Source organism: Streptomyces sp. NPDC050625 (genome assembly GCF_040654755.1).
Taxonomy (GTDB): Bacteria; Actinomycetota; Actinomycetes; order Streptomycetales; family Streptomycetaceae; genus Streptomyces.
Window position 1 is genome coordinate 101,650 of sequence record NZ_JBFAIQ010000012.1, and the last position, 18,054, is coordinate 119,703.

Below are 18,054 nucleotides of genomic sequence, written 5' to 3' on the forward strand. Positions count from 1 at the left end.
GGCCGGCGGCAGGCTGGGCGCATGACCCAGCGCTACTGCTCGCTCGCGCAGCAGTCGGCCCCGACCTTTCCGCCGGGGCTGGCCGCCGAACGCCTGAGCGCGCTGCTCAGCGGGAGCCGGATGTGGGTCAACGGCACGGTTCTGCACTACTACTTCTTCGACTCCGACGCCGACGCCTCGGTGATCCCCGTCCCGGGGACCGGCGAGACCCGCCGGGTTTCGTGGGCGGGCGCGAAGGAGCAGCAGGACGTCGTGCGCGAGTGCTTCCAGGAGTGGCGGGACCTCGGCATCAGGGTGTCGTTCGCCGAGGTCTCCGACCGCCGCGAGGCGGAACTCAGGATCGGGTTCCAGGCCGGCGACGGTTCCTGGTCGACGGTGGGCCGGGACGCGCTCTCGACCGGTCTGAACGAGCGCACCATGAACCTGGGCTGGGACCTGACCGCGCCCGGGCAGCGCGGCACGGCCCTGCACGAGATCGGGCACGCGCTCGGCATGCTGCACGAGCACCAGAGCCCGTTCGCCGGCATCCACTGGGACGACGAGGCCGTGTACGCCGATCTGGCGGGCCCCCCGAACCACTGGAGCCGGGACAGGACGTTCCACAACATCCTGCGCAAGCTCGACCCGGCCGAGGTCAACGGCTCGGTGTGGGACCCGCAGTCGATCATGGAGTACCCCTTCTCGTCGGGGCTGATCCTGGAGCCGGAGCAGTTCCGCGGGGGGCTGCACCCGCCCGGGACGCTGTCTCCGGCCGACAAGGAGTTCGTGCTGCGCTGGTACCCGCCGGCGGACCGGCCCCGGCCGGCCGCGCTGGTGCCGTTCCGCTCGGTGCCGCTGCGCCTCGGCCCGGGTGAGCAGGCCGACTTCGCCGTCGAGCCGCCGGAGACCCGTGAGTACACGGTGGGCACCTTCGGGGACGGCGACGGTGTGGTCGTGGTCTTCGAGGAGCGCGACGGCGAGCCGCGCTATCTCTGCGGCCGGGACGACGGGGGCGCACCGCACAACGCGGCGATCAGGGTACGGCTCGTCAAGGGCCGCCGCTATTTCGTCCGCGTCCGCCTGTACTCCACGTGGGGTTCAGGCGAGACGGCCGTCATGTGCTGGTGACAGCACGGGCCGCGACGCGGATGTCCGGGCCACAGTCCGGCGCCGGGGGAGCGGGCGAGGACGTCACCTTCGGGGGAGGGTGACGTCCTCGCCCGCACGGCGCCTCGCGGGCCCGCCTACAGGGTCCGGCTGAAGACGACCCGGGGCCGGCCGGGCCCGTTGTACTCCTCCTCCACCCGTACGTCGAAGCCGAGACCGCGGTGGAAGGCGACCGAGCCCTCGTTGCCGACCGTCGTGATCGCCTTCAGCCGGACGGCGCCCTGTCGGCGGGCCGCGTCGGTGAAGGCTCCGTACAGGGCGCGTCCGAGACCGGTGCCGCGGGCGTCGTCGCGGGTGGCGACCAGGTGCACGTATCCGGTGCGGTCCGGGGTGACGAAGCCGATGAGGTATCCGCGGATGCCGTCCTCGTCGCGCGCGACCAGACAGGTGGACCCGAACTCGTGCACCAGCGCCATCAGGTGCAGCCCGCGCAGATCGCGCCCGCCCCAGTAGCGGGAGTGGTCCGCGAGGACCCTTTGGATGTCCGTGACGTCGGCGGGGACGATGCGCGGGGCCATGCTGCCGATCATGTCAGGCCCGCGGCCCACGGGGTTCGAGTTGCCGTGCGCGAGGCGGCGCGGTGCGCTGGAAGCGGGCCGATGCGTGCGGAAGGAGCCGGATCCCATGGCGGACGATCCACGCCCCGGAGCCGGTCCGGTACCGGGGGCCGTACCCGAGACGTTCGTGTTCGCGTGCCGGGACTGCCGTTACGTGTGGCAGGCCGTCTTCCAGGTGATGTTCTTCACCGACCCGACGTCGCTGGACACGTATGAGTACGTCGACGAGGCGGGCCGGCCCGTACGGTCGCCGCTCACCGACGCGGTCTGCCCCCTCTGCCGCGGGCGGAACGTCCAGGTCACGACGCCCGAACTCGCCGGTCACGCCGGATCGCGGGGGAATGACCGGCACAGGCACCGCTTCCACCTGCGCCATCGCCGTCCGGGCCGGCCCAGGAGGGGAAAGGGCTCCGCCTGAGCGACCGCGGAGCGCTTCACCCGAACGGCCCGGTGCGCTGGTCGGCCGCCGGGAGCGGTGGTGGCGTGGAAGGACGTACCGCGTTCCACAGGAGGCCCGCCGCGATGAAGCGTCCGTACCGTCCCGCACGTGTTCTCGCCTCGGCCCTGGCCGCAGGGGCGCTCCTGGCCACGGTCTCCTGCTCGCAGGACGGTGGCGCCCCGCAGGCCGCGCCCGCCTCGCCCGCGGCCCAGCGGCCCCCGTCGCCGTCCGCCACGGCCGCCCTGACCGGGCCGGGGGCGAAGGCCGCGCTGATCACCGAGGCCGACATCGAGGGCGGCTGGACGCAGGTCAACAACGCGGCGACCTGGCGCAACCAACTGCTCGTCGGCAAGGTCGACGTCGCCCAGTTCCTCAGCGGGAAGTCCAGTGCCGCCGACTGCCAGAAGCTCCTCGACAGCATGTACTCCGACACGCTGCTGGGACGGGCGGTCGGCGCGTCGGCGCTCACCGGCTTCACCGCGAGGGACTACCGGCTGCTCTACCAGGTCGGCGACTACGGCAAGGAGTCGGTGGACAAGACCCTGGACTGGCTGGGGAGCCTTCCGCAGAAGTGCGCCCAGTTCACCGCGACCGCCTCCGACGGCAGCAAGCGGACGGTCCAGGTCGTCGAGCTCCCGCTGCCCAAGGCCGGCGACGCCAGACAGGGGCTGACGGTGACGGTGCAGGGCACCGCGGACGGGCAGCCGGTCACACTCACCCAGGACGTCGCCGCGCTCCGGGTCGGCGCCTCCGGGGCCAGTCTCACCAACGGCGGTCCGTCGGGCGCCGATCACCCGAGCACCGTGTCGTCCGTGGAGGCGGGCGCCCTGCGACTGAAGGACGTCCTCGCCGGGAAGACGCCGACCGCGAACCCGAGTCAGTTCGACTGACGCTCCTGACGCGACCCTCCCCAGGCACTGCGACATGTGACATAGTACTGCCGTGGGGAAGCGACTGACCTGCGATGTCGTGGTGGTCGGAGCCGGGATGGTGGGCGCGGCCTGCGCCTTGTACGCCGCCCGGGCCGGGCTCGACGTGACGGTGGTGGACCGCGGTCCTGTCGCCGGCGGCACGACCGGCGCCGGTGAGGGCAATCTGCTCGTCTCCGACAAGGAGCCCGGGCCGGAGCTCGAACTCGCGCTGCTGTCCGGCCGGTTGTGGGCCGAGCTGGCGCAGGAGACGGGCGAGGCGATCGAATACGAACCCAAGGGCGGCGTCGTGGTCGCCGAAACACCCGAAAGCCTCTTGGCCCTGGAGAGATTCGCGGACGGGCAGCGGGCGGCCGGAGTCAGGGCGGAGGCGGTGGGCGCCGACCGGCTCCACCTGCTCGAACCCCATCTGGCACCCGGCCTCGCGGGCGGTGTGCACTATCCGCAGGACGCCCAGGTGATGCCGGCGCTGGCCGCCGCCCACCTGCTGCGCGCCTCGGGCGCCCGCCTCCTCACCGGCCATGCCGTGACCGCGCTGCCGCGCACGCCGTCCGGCGCGGTGCGCGGGGTCCGCACGGACCACGGCGAGATCCACGCGCCGGCCGTGGTGAACGCCGCGGGAACCTGGGGCGGTGAGCTGGCCGGTCTGGCGGGCGTGCACCTGCCGGTACTCCCCCGGCGCGGCTTCGTCCTGGTCACCGAGCCGCTGCCCCGGCTGGTCCGGCACAAGGTGTACGCGGCGGACTACGTGGCGGACGTCGCCAGCGACTCGGCCGCGCTGCAGACCTCACCGGTCGTCGAGGGCACGGCCGCCGGGCCGGTCCTGATCGGCGCGAGCCGCGAACGGGTCGGCTTCGACCGGTCGTTCTCCCTGCCCGCCGTACGGGCGCTGGCGGCCGGCGCGACCCGGCTGTTCCCGTTCCTGGCCCGGGTGCGCGCGATACGCACGTACGCGGGTTTCCGGCCGTACCTGCCCGACCATCTGCCCGCCATCGGCCCCGACCCCCGGGTGCCAGGACTGTTCCACGCCTGCGGGCACGAGGGCGCGGGCATCGGACTCGCCACCGGCACCGGGCACTTGATCGCCCAGGTGCTGAGCGGCACGGCGGCGGAGCTGGACCTCACGCCGTTCAGGCCCGAGCGCTTCCCGCGAGACGAGGTGAACACCGTATGAATCCCCTTGAGTTGGCCGGTGCGCGACCGGGTCCGGCGTTCACGGTGACGTTCGACGGCCGAACGATCGAGGCGCTGCCCGGCCAGACGGTCGCGGCCGCGCTGTGGGCGGCGGGTGTGACCGCATGGCGCACCACGCGGCACGAGGGCCGGGCGCGCGGGGTCTTCTGCGGGATCGGGGTGTGCTTCGACTGCCTGGTGACCGTCAACGGCCGCCCCAACCAGCGGGCCTGCCTGGTCCCGGTACGGCCGGGCGACACGATCCGCACACAGGAAGGGACGGGCCACGACGGACGTACCCGGGACGGGACGGGCGACGACGGCCGTGTCCGGGAAGGGACGGATCACGATGGCTGAGCGACCGCGCCTCGCCGTGATCGGGGCGGGACCGGCGGGGCTCGCCGCGGCGCTGGCGGCGGCCGCGCGCGGGGTGCACGTCACCCTCGTCGACGCCGCCGAGGAGGCGGGCGGGCAGTTCTACCGGCAGCCCGCGGCAGCGTTCGGCGCGCGCCGCCCGCAGGCCCTCCATCACGACTGGCGGACCTGGGAGCGACTGCGTGCCGGGCTGGAGCACCACCGCGCGGCCGGACGTCTCCGCCACCTGACGGGCCACCATGTGTGGTGCGTGGAACGGGAGTCGGGGGCGGACGGATTCACCGTGCACGCGCTGCGGGGTCCCGCCCAGGAGGAGGGTGTCGCGGTGCGTGCCGACGCCGTCCTGCTCGCCACCGGCGGTTACGAGAAGGTGCTGCCCTTCCCGGGCTGGACCCTGCCCGGGGTCGTCACCGCCGGCGGGGCGCAGGCCATGCTCAAGGGCGGGCTGGTACTGCCGGGACGCACCGCGGTGGTCGCCGGGACCGGGCCGCTGCTGCTGCCGGTGGCGACGGGGCTCGCGGCGGCGGGCGCGCGCGTGGCCGCGCTCGTGGAGTCCGCGGATCCCGGGGCGCTCCTGCGCCGGCCGTCCGCCCTGGCCGCGCAGCCCGGCAAGCTCGCGGAGGGCGCCTGGTACGCGGCCCGCCTGCTGCGTCACCGGGTGCGCACGCTCGTCCGCCACACCGTGGTCGAGGCGCACGGCACGGACCGCCTGGAAGCGGTGACCGTCGCGCCGCTCGACGCCCGGGGGCGGACGGTGCCCGGCGCCGGGCGCCGCATCCGCTGCGACACCCTCGCCGTCGGGCACGGCATGCTGCCGCACACCGACCTGGCCGAGACACTGGGCTGCCGGCTCTCCGGCACGAGCGTCCGGGTGGACGACGAACAGCGCACCGATGTGCCGGGCGTCTGGGCGGCCGGGGAGGCGACCGGGATCGGCGGGGCGGCGCTCGCCCTGGCCGAGGGCCACATCGCGGGCCGCTCCATCGCCGCCCGACTCCGCGGGAGCCGGCCCGACCCGCGCGCCTGGGCCGCGGCGGACCGCGCCCGGAACCGGCTGCGCGCGTTCTTCGCGGCGCTCGAAACGGTGTACGAGCCGCCCGCGGGGTGGGCGGAGCGGATCACGGACGACACGGTCGTGTGCCGCTGCGAGGAGGTCACCGCCGGGGAGATCCGGACCTCCGTGTCCGGTCTCGGCGCGGGCGATCTGCGCACCGTGAAGCTGCTCACCCGGGCCGGGATGGGCTGGTGCCAGGGCCGGATGTGCGGGCCGGCGGTCGCCGGGCTCACCGGGTGCCCGCTCACCCCGGCGCGGCGACCACTCGCCCGGCCGGTGCCCCTGGGGGTGCTCGCCGGGCAGGACGAGGACCAGTCGGACTGACCGTCGGCGGCTGCCCGGCGTCAGCGTCAGTACTATGTCACACACCATCGGATTGGGGACCACAACATGACCCTCCCGGAGAACCGCCCCTGGCGCGGCGTCCTGGTCGCCACCGCGCTGCCCCTGCGCGACGACCTCAGCGTCGACCACGACGCGTACGCCGAGCACTGCGCCTGGCTGCTGGAGAACGGCTGCGACGGCGTCGTACCCAACGGCTCGCTCGGCGAGTACCAGGTGCTCACCCCCGAGGAGCGCGCCCGGGTCGTCGAGACGGCCGTGGCCGCGATCGGCGGCGCGCGGGTGATGCCGGGCGTCGCCGCCTACGGCTCCGCCGAGGCCCGCCGCTGGGCCGAGCAGGCGGGCGAGGCGGGCTGCGCGTCGGTGATGCTGCTGCCGCCCAACGCCTACCGTGCGGACGAGCGGTCCGTGCTCGCCCACTACGCCGAGGTCGCGAAGGCGGGCCTGCCGGTGGTGGCGTACAACAACCCGATCGACACCAAGGTCGACCTGGTCCCCGAACTGCTCGCGAGGCTGCACGGCGAGGGCCACATCCATGGCGTCAAGGAGTTCTCGGGCGACGTCCGCCGCGCCTATCGGCTCGCCGAACTCGCCCCGGAACTCGATCTGTTGATCGGCGCCGACGACGTACTGCTGGAACTGGCCGTCGCGGGCGCCAAGGGCTGGGTGGCCGGTTACCCGAACGCGCTGCCCGCCGCGTGCACCGAGTTGTACCGGTCCGCGGTCTCGGGGGACCTCGCCGCCGCGCTTCCCCTGTACCGGCAGCTGCATCCGCTGCTGCGCTGGGACTCACGGGTCGAGTTCGTCCAGGCCATCAAGCTCTCCATGGACATCGCCGGACGGCACGGCGGCCCGGTGCGCCCGCCACGAGTCCCGCTGCTGCCCGAGCAGGAGGCCGCCGTCCGCGCGGCGACCGGCAAGGCCCTCGCCGCGGGGCTCGGCTGACAAGGAGGCTCGAAAGTGCGCAGCAAACTCGTCCTGCACGCCGTCGACTCGCACACCGAGGGCATGCCCACCCGCGTGATCACCGGCGGGATCGGCACCCTCCCCGGTGCGACGATGAACGAGCGGCGGCTGTACTTCCGTGAACACCGCGACCACATCAAGCAGTTGCTGATGAACGAGCCGCGCGGGCACTCGGCGATGAGCGGCGCGGTCCTGCAGCCGCCGACCCGCCCCGACTGCGACTGGGGCGTCGTCTACATCGAGGTCTCCGGCTATCTGCCGATGTGCGGGCACGGCACCATCGGCGTGGCGACCGTGCTGGTGGAGACCGGCATGGTGGAGGTCGTCGAGCCGGTCACCACCATCCGCCTAGACACCCCGGCCGGACTCGTCGTCGCCGAGGTCGCGGTCGAGGACGGCGCCGCCAGGAACGTCACGCTCAAGAACGTGCCGTCGTTCTGTGCCGGCCTGGACCGCAAGGCCGTGCTCGCCGACGGGCGGACGGTGACGTACGACCTCGCGTACGGCGGGAACTTCTACGCGATCCTGCCGCTGGAGGAGTTCGGGCTGCCCTTCGACCGCGCCCGCAAGGACGACATCCTGAGGGCGGGGCTGGCCCTGATGGACGCCGTCAACGCCGAGGACGAGCCGGTCCATCCCGAGGACCCCTCCATCCGCGGCTGCCATCACGTCCATCTGTACGCGCCCGGCGCCACCGCCCGTCACTCGCGGCATGCGATGGCCATCCACCCCGGCTGGTTCGACCGCTCGCCCTGCGGTACGGGCACCAGCGCGCGCATGGCACAACTGCACGCACGCGGCGAACTGCCCCTGCACACCGAGTTCGTGAACGAGTCCTTCATCGGCACGCGGTTCACCGGACGGCTGCTGGGCGAGACCGAGGTCGCCGGGATCCCGGCCGTGCTGCCGAGCTTCACCGGCCGCGCCTGGATCACGGGCACGGCCCAGTACCTGCTCGACCCGGCCGACCCCTTCCCGGAGGGCTTCGTGCTCTAGCCCTCCATACTGGCAGCACATGACATGGCACCACCGTTCGAGGAGACACCCGATGACCGCCCAGCGCAGCAGCGTCCCGTCTGCCGCACCCGAGCTCCCCCGTCTGGGCGGCCGTCGGAGCAGTTACCGCGAGCGGGTCGCCGAGGCCCTGCGGGCCGCGCTGATCGCCGGCGAGCTGCGGCCCGGCGAGGTCTACTCGGCCCCCTCGCTGGCCGCCCGCTTCGGTGTGTCGGCGACGCCGGTGCGCGAGGCGATGCTGGACCTGGCCAAGGAGGGTCTGGTCGACACGGTCCCCAACAAGGGTTTCCGGGTCACCGCCGTCTCCGACAGGCAGCTCGACGAGTACACGCACATCCGCTCGCTCATCGAGATCCCCACCGTGGTGGAGCTGACCAGGACGGCCGACCGGATCTCCCTGGAGGCGCTGCGCCCGGCCGCCCGGGAGATCGTGACCGCGGCGGTCGCGGGCGACCTCATCGCGTACGTCGAGGCGGACACCCGCTTCCACCTGGGGCTGCTCGCCCTGGCCGGCAACGCCCATCTCGTCGAGGTGGTCGCCGATCTGCGGGGGCGCTCCCGCCTCTACGGACTCACCGCGCTGGTGGAGGCGGGGCGTCTGCTGGCCTCCGCCGAGGAACACCTGGAGCTCCTGGACGCGTTGCTGGACCGCGACGAGCGCGCCGTGCGCGAGATCATGACCCGTCATCTGGGCCATGTACGGGGTCTGTGGGCCGCCCGGGCCGATCGGGAACCGAGCTGAGCGGTCCCGCGCCCGTCCTGAAGACGAGATTCCCCGCGGATCGCCGTAACCCGAAGTACGCGCTCACCGTTCACAAACGGGCGAGGAAGCGACAGTGTATCCCCACTCACTCGCACGCGGTGTATGTGCACGTAGGCCGCTCGCCGAGCGTTGATCGGTGGATACGCTGTGTCAAGGTGGGATTCCCGGCGCGCGACGGAGGGCGCCATGCCGCGAGGGGGACGAGTGCCGGTGGGTCGGACCGAGACACAGCAACGCGGGGCGCGAGCGGGAGCCGGCGAGCGACGCCGTCGGAATATCGCCATCGCCCCGAGCACTCTGGAACGAGACGTCGAACTCACGGTCGCGCAGACGTCGTTGGACGCTCTGAACAGCCGTTCGCAGACCGGCGCGACCACCCCCGTGGCCCGCCGGGACGGTGTGCTGGCCTTCACGGGCGCAGCGGGCGCGGGCAAAACGACCCTGCTGGACGAGGTGCGCAGGCTCGCCGCGGAGCGCGAGTGCCGGGTGCTGTCCGCCAAGGGCGGCGAACTGGAACAGGGCGTGGCCTTCCACGTGGTGCGGCAGCTGTTCCAGCCGCTGCTGGCCTCGTACTCCGACGGTGAGCGGCGCGAGCTGCTGGGCGACTGGTACGCGATCATCGGGCCCTGTATCGGCCTGTGCCCCGCGGGGGAGGGAGCGGCACCCGATCCGCAGGGCGTGCGGGACGGCCTGGACTGGCTGGTCACCAACGTGGCGCTGCGGCGCGGACCGTTGGTCATGATCGTCGACGATGCGCACTGGGTGGATCTGGAATCCCTGATGTGGCTGACCTCCTTCACCCGGCAGGCCGAGGATCTGCCGACGCTGATGGTGGTGGCCTACCGGCCGGAGGAACCGACCGAGGGCGCCAAGGCGTTCACTGGCATGATGGAGCGGAACCGGGTGCAGCCGCTGGACCTGGAGCCGTTGACGCCCGCGGCGGTCTCCGCGCTGCTGCGGGAGGCGCTCGTCAAGGACGTCGACGACGGGTTCTGCCAGGAGGCGTGGCGGGTCACCGGCGGCAATCCCTTCGAAACGGTGGAACTGGCCGCCAGGATCCGCGAACGGGAGGTCGATCCCGTCCAGAAGAACGTCCGGCTGCTGCGCGACCTGGCGGCGGCCACCACCATGGGCGGCGGCCTGGTGGACCGGCTCGAACAACTGGGCACGTCAGCCACCCTCCTCGCCTGGGCGGTGGCGGTTCTCGGTTCGGAGGCGACCCCGGATCTGGCGGCGTCCCTGGCGGCACTGGGCCCGGCCAATGTCGCGCAGACGGCGGACCTGCTGCGGGCCGAGCACATCCTCAAACCCGGTGAGCGGCTGGAGTTCGCGCATCCGCTCATGGCCACGGCGGTGTACCGGGCGATTCCCGGCGCGACCCGGACGGCCCTGCACGGCAAGGCGGCGTGGGAACTCATCGACGCGGGCCTGGGTCCGGCGGTGGCGGCGCGGCATCTGCTGGAGACTCAGCCCGAGGGCGACGACGCGGTGGCCCGGCGGCTGCACGACGCGGCCCGCGAGTATGTGCGCCGGGGCGCTCCGGAGGCCGCCCACCGCTGTCTGAGCAGGGCGTTGCGCGAAACTCCGGTCGCGGAGCTGCGGGCCGCCATCCTGCACGAGCTCGGTTCGCCGGCGCTGACACACGACCCGGTGACCGCGGTCAACCATCTGCGGGCGGCGCTGGACGAGCCCGACCTGCCGCCGGAGCTGCGTCAGGCCGTCGTGATCCGGCTCGCGCGGGCGCTGGCGTACTGTGACCGGCTGGCCGAAGCGACGAGCATGATGGAGGAGGAAGCCCGTACGACCGCGGACGCGCGGGGTCGTATGCGGCTGCTGACCGAACATTTCATGCTCGCGGCGTTTACGTCCGAGGAGCACGACGCCCCGGCGCTGTCACGCCGGCTCGCCCAGCTCACCGAGCGTCTGACCGGGCGCGAGGCAACCGAACGGTATCTCTTCGGGCTGCGCGGTTGGGACGCAGTGGTGCGCGGCGAGTCGGTGTCGACGGCCCTGAAGTACGCCGATCGGGCGATGAGCGACCGGATGAGCTGGACCGACGAGCGTTGGGGCTTCGAGGTTCCGGCGCTGGTGGCGCTCACCTACCTGTACTGCGACCGTCCGGAACGGGCCGAGGAACTGTTCGCCCGCGGCATCGCCGAGTTCGAGCGCCAGGGGTGGCGTGGAACTCCCTTGGCGCTCGGTTACACCTTCCTCGGCTACATCCGGTTCCGCTGCGGTCGGCTCACCGACGCGGAGGACTTCGTCAGGGCGGGACTGCGGCTGGCCGACCGAGTGAGCCCCGACGTGCCCGTGCACTGGTGCGCGGTCGGAAGCCTGATCGAGATCCTGCTCGCCCGGGGGCAGGTCGACGCGGCGGAAAGGATGGCGGCGGATCACGGTTTCGGCGAGCCGTTCCCGTCTGCCGTGACGTTTCCCGATGCCCAGACCGTCCATGCCGAGCTGCTGCTGGCGCGGGGAATGGCGACGGAAGCTGCGGCGGAACTGACCCGGGTGGGAGAGCGGCTGGACGGACACGGGATGCGCAATCCGGGGCTGTATCCATGGCTTCTGCGCCTCGCCCTCGCATCCCACGTCACGGATGTCCGGCGGGGCCGGGAACTGGCGCACAAAGCGGTACAGCGCGCCGAACGCTTCGGCGCGGCATCCACCACCGGGCACGCGCTGCGCGTCATGGCACGGCTGAGCGACGGGCCCCAGGCCATCACCCTGCTGCAGCGCGCGGTCACGGAGTTGGAGGGATCGCCCTCGGCGTACGAGCTCGCCTGTGCCCTGGTCGAGTTGGGCACGGCACTGCGCCGGACCGGCCGGGTGTCGCAAGCCGCCGAGCCGCTGTACCAGGGTGTGGATCTCGCCGCTCAATGCGGTGCCGATCCCATGGTGGCCCTGGCACGTGACGAACTCATCGCCGCGGGACTGAGGCCCCGCCGCCTGGCATAGGAGCCGGACGGCGGCCGCCGAGGGCGCAAAGGGATTTTCAGGGGCGCGGCGACACCGGAAATGCGCCCCCGTACGCGCCAGATCGTGAGTCATGGGGCGCGTGGGGACCGTTGCACGTTTCAACGGCGGTTGCCCCGTGAAGGCTCCACGTGAGCCTTGGAGAAGCAAGGGACTTTCGCGATCCATCACGGTTGGCGCCGGTGTGCGGCAGCCCCCTCCGGAGCTCCGCTGTGACGGCGCATCCCTGGGGGGGCCATGCGAGCGGCGACAGATGCAGAGGATCGGGCCACAACTCTCGATCACTTGGCGCCGGACCTCGTGCAGATCCGGCATATGGCAGGCTCCGCCCTCACCGATTTCCTCGACCGGAAATGTCTCACGACGGAGTCCTCTCAGTTACGCGAACCGAAGGAGACGCTCCGCGGTTTCCTTTCCTCGGGCGGCAAGCTCATCCGGCCGGTGATGTGCCTGTGCGGCTGGTATGCCGCTGGCGGCGCGTGGAATCCGGGGCCCGTGGTGAAGGCCGCCGCGTCCTTGGAGTTGTTCCACGCCTTCGCTCTCATTCATGACGATGTCATGGACGACAGCGACGCCCGTCGGGGAAGGCCGGCCCTGCACCGGCTCCTGGCCGAATGCCAACGGGACCGGCGCACTACCGGGCGCGCGGAACGGCGTGGCATCCACTCCGCCGTACTGCTCGGCGATCTCGCTCTTGCGTGGTCGGACGAGATGTTCCACACGGCAGGGCTCTCGCCCGCCCAGATACGAGCGGCTCGGCCGCTGCTCGACACGATGCGCAGCGAGGTCATGCTCGGCCAGTGCCTGGATCTGCTGGCCACCGGACGGCCGAGCGGCGACATCGAGCACGCGCTGACGATCTGCCGCTTCAAGACCGCCAAGTACACGGTCGAGCGCCCCCTGCACATCGGCGCCGCGCTCGCGGGCGCCGGTCAGGCGCTCCTGGACGTGCTGACCGCCTACGCCCTCCCCGTCGGTGAGGCCTTCCAGCTGCGAGACGACCTCCTCGGTGTCTTCGGCGATCCCGGGGAGACCGGAAAACCCGTCGACGACGACCTTCGCGAGGGCAAGTACACCGCGCTGATGGCGCTCGGCATCGCACGGGCCGATCACGCGCAACTGAGCGTGCTGCGTTCGCTGGTGGGCCGCTCGGACCTCGATACGGAAGGGGCCGACGCGATCCGAGGCGTTCTGGTGTCCACCGGCGCCCGCGCCACGGTGGAACAGATGATCAGCGACAGACGGCGCAGGGCCCTGAGCGCTCTCCACGGCGCTCCGTTACCCCCGCATGCCATCACGGCCCTGCGCCGGCTGGCTCACGCAGCCTCCGCACGCAGTTCCTGAGCGCCTCGGCGCACGTGTGGTCATCGCTCGCCCGCCATGTAATCCCGTGACTCCAGGGGGACCCATGTCCGACATCTCACCGCTGCGCACGGGCACCTCGCTGCTCGCCCGGCACGAGGACGAGAAGCCCGAGGGATTCTTCCTTCCCGAGCTGCCGCGGCTTCTTCCGGTGGTGTACCACCCCAAGGCGGCACAGATCGAGTTCCGGTCGAATGCCTGGGTGCGCCGGCACCTGGCAGGGTGCTTCGCCGACGAGGAGGACCTGCTGAAACTCCTGCGCGAACGCGTGGGCCTGTACGCACCTCTCATCGCCCCGACGGCCGACGAGCAACGGGTGCTGGATCTGGCCGACTTCTACCATTTCGTCGGGCTCATCGACAATCTGGCGGCGGACCACACCGGCCTGGGAGCCAGCCGCCTCGGAGCCCGCGACGTATTCGACAGGATCATGGCCGACTTCGCCGCCGGGACGGCAGCCGGGGCGGGCGACAACTCGCCGTTCGGACGGGCGGCCCGAGATCTGTGGCGGCGCATAAGCCCCGGTCTGAGCCCGCATCAGGTCCGGCGCTTCAAGTCGAGCATGAGCAGCTTCCTGCGGGGAATCACCAGCGAGCTTCCCTATCAGCTGTCCGGCTCGGTTCCGGACTACGACACCTACCTGGCCATGCGACTCGACAGCTTCGGCTGCGACTTCATCCTGCTGCTCACCGAGTACGCCCTCGCGATCGACCTGACCGAGCCGGCCGCGTCACCTCGGTTCGTGGACATGCACGCCCACGCGATGCGTCAGTTGATCCTCGTCAACGACCTGCTGTCCCTGCGCAAGGAGCAGGGAGACCCCATGAACGCGGTACGGGTGCTGTGCTGCCACGACGGGCTGACGCTCCAGCAGTCCGTCGACAGGGTCTGTGAGTTGGTCGATCTCCATGAGCGGGCGTACATCGCGGCCCGGGACACCGTGCGGCACGGCCCGTTCGGCGCCCGCGCGGACGTCCGCGCCTATCTCGACGGGCTTGATCATCTGCTCGCCGGCAGCCAGGAGTACGAATACCTCACCCCTCGCTACTTCGGAGACGGATCGGTATGGGACGGCTCCACCTCCGGATGGGTCAGCCTCACCGCGCCCATCGCCAGATTCCTGCCCCGGGCCGGCCAGGGCGACGGGGCGACAGCGGACCGGCGCTTCCCGCATCCACACCGGAAGGAACCGAAGAGTTGACGACGACCCATGAGGCACGACCGGGCTCACGCCCCGCGACCGTGGGCATGGCTCCCGGCGGGCTCCCACTGCTCGGCCATGCCATACCGCTGCGGCGTCGGCCGTTGGACTTCCTGGCCGCGCTGCACGCTCACGGTGACCTCGTGGAGGTGCGGCTCGGTCCACGCCGGACGTACCTGGCCTGCCATCCCGACCTGGTCCAGCAGGTACTACGGGATGCGCGGACCTTCGACAAAGGCGGCCCTGTCTTCGACAAGGTCCGCCTCCTCACGGGGAACGGCCTGGCCACTTCCTGCTGGGCGGAACACCGGCGTCAGCGCCGGCTGATGCAACCGGCGTTCCACCCCGAAAGGATGGCCGGTTACGCCACCGTGATGGATCAGGAGATCAGCTCCATGCTCGACTCGTGGCAGGAAGGGCGAGTCTTCGACGTCAACACCGCGATGCAGGCGCTCACGGCGCGCATCATCGTCCGCACATTGTTCTCCACCCGTATACGGGACTCGGCCGTCACCGAGATACAAGACTGTCTGCCCGTCATCACGCGAGGGTTCTTCACACGTATGGTCGCGCCACTCGGCCTGATGGAGAAGCTGCCCACCCGGAGCAACCGCCGTTTCGACGGGGCACTGGAGCGTATGCGCAACCTCATCGACGAGACCATCAGCAGCCATCCGGCCGGAATCGATCACGGGGACCTGCTGTCCAGCCTGCTCGTAGCCGAGGACGAGGAGACCGGCGAGCGACTGGGCAGGCATGAAATCCATGATCAGGTCGTGACCTTGCTCCTGGGCGCGACCGAGACCACAGGGAACGCTCTTGCCTGGATCTTCCACCTCCTCGGTGAGAATCCCGAGGCCGAGGAACAGTTGCACCGCGAAATGGACGGCCTCTTGTCCGGCCGCCGACCTGACTTCGACGACCTGCCCCACCTGGACTACACCCGGCGTGTCGTCACCGAGGCACTGCGCCTGTATCCGTCCACGTGGTTGCTGACCCGGTCGACCACACGCGAGACAGAGCTCGCCGGAGTCCGACTGGCCCCGGGCACCGTCGTGCTGCTCAGCTTCTACGCCCTTGGCCACAACCCGGAACTGTATTCCGCCCCCGAACGGTTCGACCCCGACCGCTGGCTGCCCGAGCGGGCCAAGACCGTACCGCGGGGTGCTTGGACCCCCTTCGGCGGCGGCAGCCGCAAATGCATCGGTGACCGGTTCGGCACGATCGAAGTCATGCTGGTCCTGGCCGCCGTCGCCGCGGACTGGCGGCTGAGGCCCCGGCCCGGCCCCGGCATCCGGCCGGAGCCGAAGGCGAGCCTGAGCACCGGCCCGCTGCCCATGGTCCCGGAGCGACGTCGTCGAGGAAACTCCGCCGCCGTGGAGTAGCACGAGGAAGGGCCCGGACCGGATTGCTCCGGCCCGGGCCCTGAACTGCGCCTTCGCAAGTCGGGACGACAGGATTTGAACCTGCGACCCCTTGACCCCCAGTCAAGTGCGCTACCAAGCTGCGCCACGTCCCGGTGCGATGTCACACGGTGTTGCGTGTGATCGCGCAGGTCAACCCTACCGCACGCGTACGGGTGCTGCTGCCGCTCGCTCCGCGACAGGGCCGGTGACCCGGCCGGCGCGCCGCACCGGGACGAGGAGCGCGGCGCCCGCGGCACCGAGGCACAGCAGCGCCAGCAGCGTGAAGCCATGGGTGTAGCCGGAGCCGTACGGCAGGCCGGAGGGCTGGAGCCGGCCGGTGACCAGGACGCTGGTCAGCGCGGCGCCGACGGAGCCGCCGATGGTGCGGATGTTGGCGTTCATTCCGGTCGCGGCGCCGGTCTGCTCGGCCGGGACGCTGGCCACGACGAGGTTGGCCATCGAGGCGAAGGCGAGTCCGATGCCGAGGCCGAACACGCCCGCGACGAAGGCGATGTGCCACCGCTCGTCGTGCCACAGGGCGAGGAAGCCGAGGGCGAGGGCGCCGAGCGCGGCACCGGTGGTGAGCTGGGCCTTGGGACCCATGACGGGGGCGAGGCGGCCGCCGAGGACACCGGAGAGGAACATCGCGACGAGCATCGGCAGCATGAGCAGTCCGGACTCGGTGACGGTGGCGCCGAAGCCGTACCCGGCCGAGCGGGGCGTCTGGACGAATCCGGGGAGGAAGGACCAGATCGCGTACATGCCCGCGCCGAACAGCAGGGCCGCTGTGTTGGTGGTCCACACGGCGGGCAGCCGCATCACGCGCAGGTCGATCAGCGGGGTGCGGGAGCGGGCCTCGACCAGCAGCCAACCGGCGAACAGCACGGCAGCGGCCGCGAAGAGCCCGAGCACCTTCACCGAGCCCCAGCCCCACTGCCCCGCCTGACTGAGCGGCAGGAGCAGGGCCACCAGCCAGGCCGACAGCAGTCCGGCACCGAGCCAACTGACGCTTCCTTCGGCGCGGTTGGGCGACTCGGGCACATAGCGCAGGGCGATCGGCACGGTGGCGGCGACGACGGCGACCGGGATCCAGAACAGCCAGCGGTAGTCGAGCGCGGACACGATGGGACCGGCGGCCACCATGCCGACGCCGCCGCCGGCCGCGATCACCGCGGACAGGTTGCTGATGCTGCCGCTGACCCGGGCAGGAGCGAACTCGTCCCGGATGATGCCGAACGACAGCGGGAACAGGGCGCCGCCGACGCCCTGGACGACCCGGGCCACGATCAGGACGCCTATGTTCGGCGCGAGCGCGGCGACCAGACAGCCGGCGAGTACGGCCACGAGGACGGCGACGAGAGTGCGCTTGCGGCCGACCAGGTCGCCGACGCGGCCGAGGATCGGCGTGAAGACCGAGGCGGACAGCAGATACGCCGTCATCACCCAGGTCGCGGTGGACTGGGAGCTGTGCATGGCGTGCTGGACGGTCGGCAGGGCCGGCGCGATCAGCGACTGCAGCATGGCGAACACGCCCGCACCGGTCGCGAGGACCGCGAAGGTGAGGCGGGTGGAGTTTCGGGGCACGACAGAGCCTCTCCGAATCGGAGCGGGAGGAATGAGAGGAAAGTGAGGAACAAGGGGTGTCCGGGGTCGCCGCGGATACACGTCTGCCCACGGCCGGTGCACCCCCGGACTGCTAAAGTGGAGGTACCCCTCCACCATAGCGGAGGTATCCCTCCGCTTCAATTCGATTCCCGCCCCGGGAGGCAGCAGTGTCGGCCCAGCCGTTCCCCGTCAGCGAGATCGTCGCGTCCCGGCGGCCGCACCGTAAGGACGCCGCCCGCAACTTCGACGCCCTGCTCGCGGCCGCGCGCGAGGCGTTCGCGGAGCACGGCGCGGAGGCCTCGCTGGAGGACATCGCCCGGCGCGCGGGCGTCGGCATCGGCACGCTGTACCGGAACTTCCCCACCCGCCGCGACCTCTTCGAGAGCGTCTACGCGGACGAGGTGAACGCCCTGTGCCGGGCCGCCGTAGAGGCGGCCGAGCTGCCGCCGTGGCAGGCGCTGACCACCTGGCTGGACCGGTTCACGGGCTACATGGTCACCAAGCGCGCGGTGCGCGAGGCCCTCAACGACGAGTCGGAGATCTTCCAGGCCTGCCGCGACTCGATGTACTCCGCCGGCGGACCGCTGCTGGAGCGGGCGCAGAAGGCGGGCGAGGCACGCGCCGACATGGACTTCGGCGACCTGCTGCGACTGGTCGCCGGGATCACGGCGACCTCCTTCGACGACGACGCCCAGCGCGACCGCGTGCTGACGATCGCACTGGACGGCGTGCGCGTCACACGCTGA

At 71.6% G+C, this 18,054-nt stretch carries 15 protein-coding genes, 1 tRNA gene and 1 pseudogene; 14 read left to right on the forward strand and 3 right to left on the reverse strand.

Annotated elements, in window-relative coordinates; translation table 11 throughout:
• The first annotated feature begins 21 nt into the window (after nt 1-21).
• Complete coding sequence (locus tag AB0I54_RS25700; protein ID WP_363298500.1) at nt 22-1,107, forward strand: M12 family metallopeptidase; 1,086 nt, start codon at nt 22-24, stop codon at nt 1,105-1,107.
• Nucleotides 1,108-1,223: 116 nt separating this feature from the next.
• Here AB0I54_RS25700 and AB0I54_RS25705 read toward each other — a convergent pair whose 3' ends face one another.
• A complete protein-coding gene (locus tag AB0I54_RS25705) occupies nt 1,224-1,676 on the reverse strand; it encodes a GNAT family N-acetyltransferase (RefSeq protein ID WP_363298618.1) in 453 nt (150 codons plus the stop codon).
• 94 nt (nt 1,677-1,770) lie between these two features.
• Between AB0I54_RS25705 and AB0I54_RS25710 the strand changes: the two genes are divergently transcribed.
• The 12 genes and pseudogenes from AB0I54_RS25710 (at nt 1,771) to AB0I54_RS25765 (ending at nt 15,682) form a co-directional block, all read left to right on the forward strand.
• The gene (locus tag AB0I54_RS25710; protein ID WP_363298501.1) at nt 1,771-2,121 is read left to right on the forward strand and encodes a hypothetical protein; all 351 of its coding nucleotides are present in this window, start codon (nt 1,771-1,773) and stop codon (nt 2,119-2,121) included.
• Nucleotides 2,122-2,225: 104 nt separating this feature from the next.
• Complete coding sequence (locus AB0I54_RS25715) at nt 2,226-3,032, forward strand: hypothetical protein (RefSeq protein WP_363298502.1); 807 nt, start codon at nt 2,226-2,228, stop codon at nt 3,030-3,032.
• A gap of 52 nt (nt 3,033-3,084) precedes the next feature.
• The gene (locus AB0I54_RS25720) at nt 3,085-4,245 is read left to right on the forward strand and encodes an FAD-binding oxidoreductase (RefSeq protein ID WP_363298503.1); all 1,161 of its coding nucleotides are present in this window, start codon (nt 3,085-3,087) and stop codon (nt 4,243-4,245) included.
• A pseudogene (locus AB0I54_RS25725) lies at nt 4,242-4,535 on the forward strand ((2Fe-2S)-binding protein); the annotation flags it as partial. The gene AB0I54_RS25720 and the pseudogene AB0I54_RS25725, both read left to right, overlap by 4 nt.
• 58 nt (nt 4,536-4,593) lie before the next feature.
• Nucleotides 4,594-5,997 (forward strand): FAD-dependent oxidoreductase, encoded by a 1,404-nt coding sequence (locus AB0I54_RS25730; protein ID WP_363298504.1) that lies wholly within the window; start codon nt 4,594-4,596, stop codon nt 5,995-5,997.
• 66 nt (nt 5,998-6,063) lie between these two features.
• Entirely contained in the window at nt 6,064-6,960 is an 897-nt protein-coding gene (locus AB0I54_RS25735; protein ID WP_363298505.1) for a dihydrodipicolinate synthase family protein, read from the forward strand.
• 15 nt (nt 6,961-6,975) lie between these two features.
• Complete coding sequence (locus tag AB0I54_RS25740; protein WP_363298506.1) at nt 6,976-7,977, forward strand: proline racemase family protein; 1,002 nt, start codon at nt 6,976-6,978, stop codon at nt 7,975-7,977.
• 52 nt (nt 7,978-8,029) lie between these two features.
• Nucleotides 8,030-8,737 (forward strand): GntR family transcriptional regulator, encoded by a 708-nt coding sequence (locus tag AB0I54_RS25745; RefSeq protein WP_363298507.1) that lies wholly within the window; start codon nt 8,030-8,032, stop codon nt 8,735-8,737.
• 357 nt (nt 8,738-9,094) lie between these two features.
• Nucleotides 9,095-11,716 (forward strand): AAA family ATPase, encoded by a 2,622-nt coding sequence (locus AB0I54_RS25750; protein WP_363298508.1) that lies wholly within the window; start codon nt 9,095-9,097, stop codon nt 11,714-11,716.
• A gap of 333 nt (nt 11,717-12,049) precedes the next feature.
• On the forward strand, nt 12,050-13,078 hold the full coding sequence (locus tag AB0I54_RS25755) for a polyprenyl synthetase family protein (protein ID WP_363298509.1): 1,029 nt from the start codon (nt 12,050-12,052) through the stop codon (nt 13,076-13,078).
• A 64-nt stretch (nt 13,079-13,142) separates the two neighbouring features.
• Entirely contained in the window at nt 13,143-14,297 is a 1,155-nt protein-coding gene (locus AB0I54_RS25760; protein WP_363298510.1) for a terpene synthase family protein, read from the forward strand.
• Nucleotides 14,294-15,682, forward strand: a complete 1,389-nt coding sequence (locus AB0I54_RS25765) for a cytochrome P450 (RefSeq protein ID WP_363298511.1) — start codon at nt 14,294-14,296, stop codon at nt 15,680-15,682. Before AB0I54_RS25760 ends, AB0I54_RS25765 begins: the two co-directional genes overlap by 4 nt.
• A 60-nt stretch (nt 15,683-15,742) precedes the next feature.
• Here the strand turns inward: AB0I54_RS25765 and AB0I54_RS25770 are convergent.
• Together AB0I54_RS25770 and AB0I54_RS25775 are read right to left on the reverse strand one after the other, a co-directional pair.
• A tRNA-Pro gene (locus AB0I54_RS25770) sits at nt 15,743-15,816 on the reverse strand.
• Nucleotides 15,817-15,859: 43 nt separating this feature from the next.
• On the reverse strand, nt 15,860-17,287 hold the full coding sequence (locus AB0I54_RS25775; RefSeq protein ID WP_363298512.1) for an MFS transporter: 1,428 nt from the start codon (nt 17,285-17,287) through the stop codon (nt 15,860-15,862).
• A 188-nt stretch (nt 17,288-17,475) separates the two neighbouring features.
• Here AB0I54_RS25775 and AB0I54_RS25780 point away from each other — a divergent pair, with 188 nt between their 5' ends.
• Nucleotides 17,476-18,054 carry a helix-turn-helix domain-containing protein gene (locus tag AB0I54_RS25780; RefSeq protein WP_363298513.1) on the forward strand — a complete coding sequence of 193 codons (579 nt, stop codon included), beginning with the start codon at nt 17,476-17,478 and terminating at the stop codon, nt 18,052-18,054.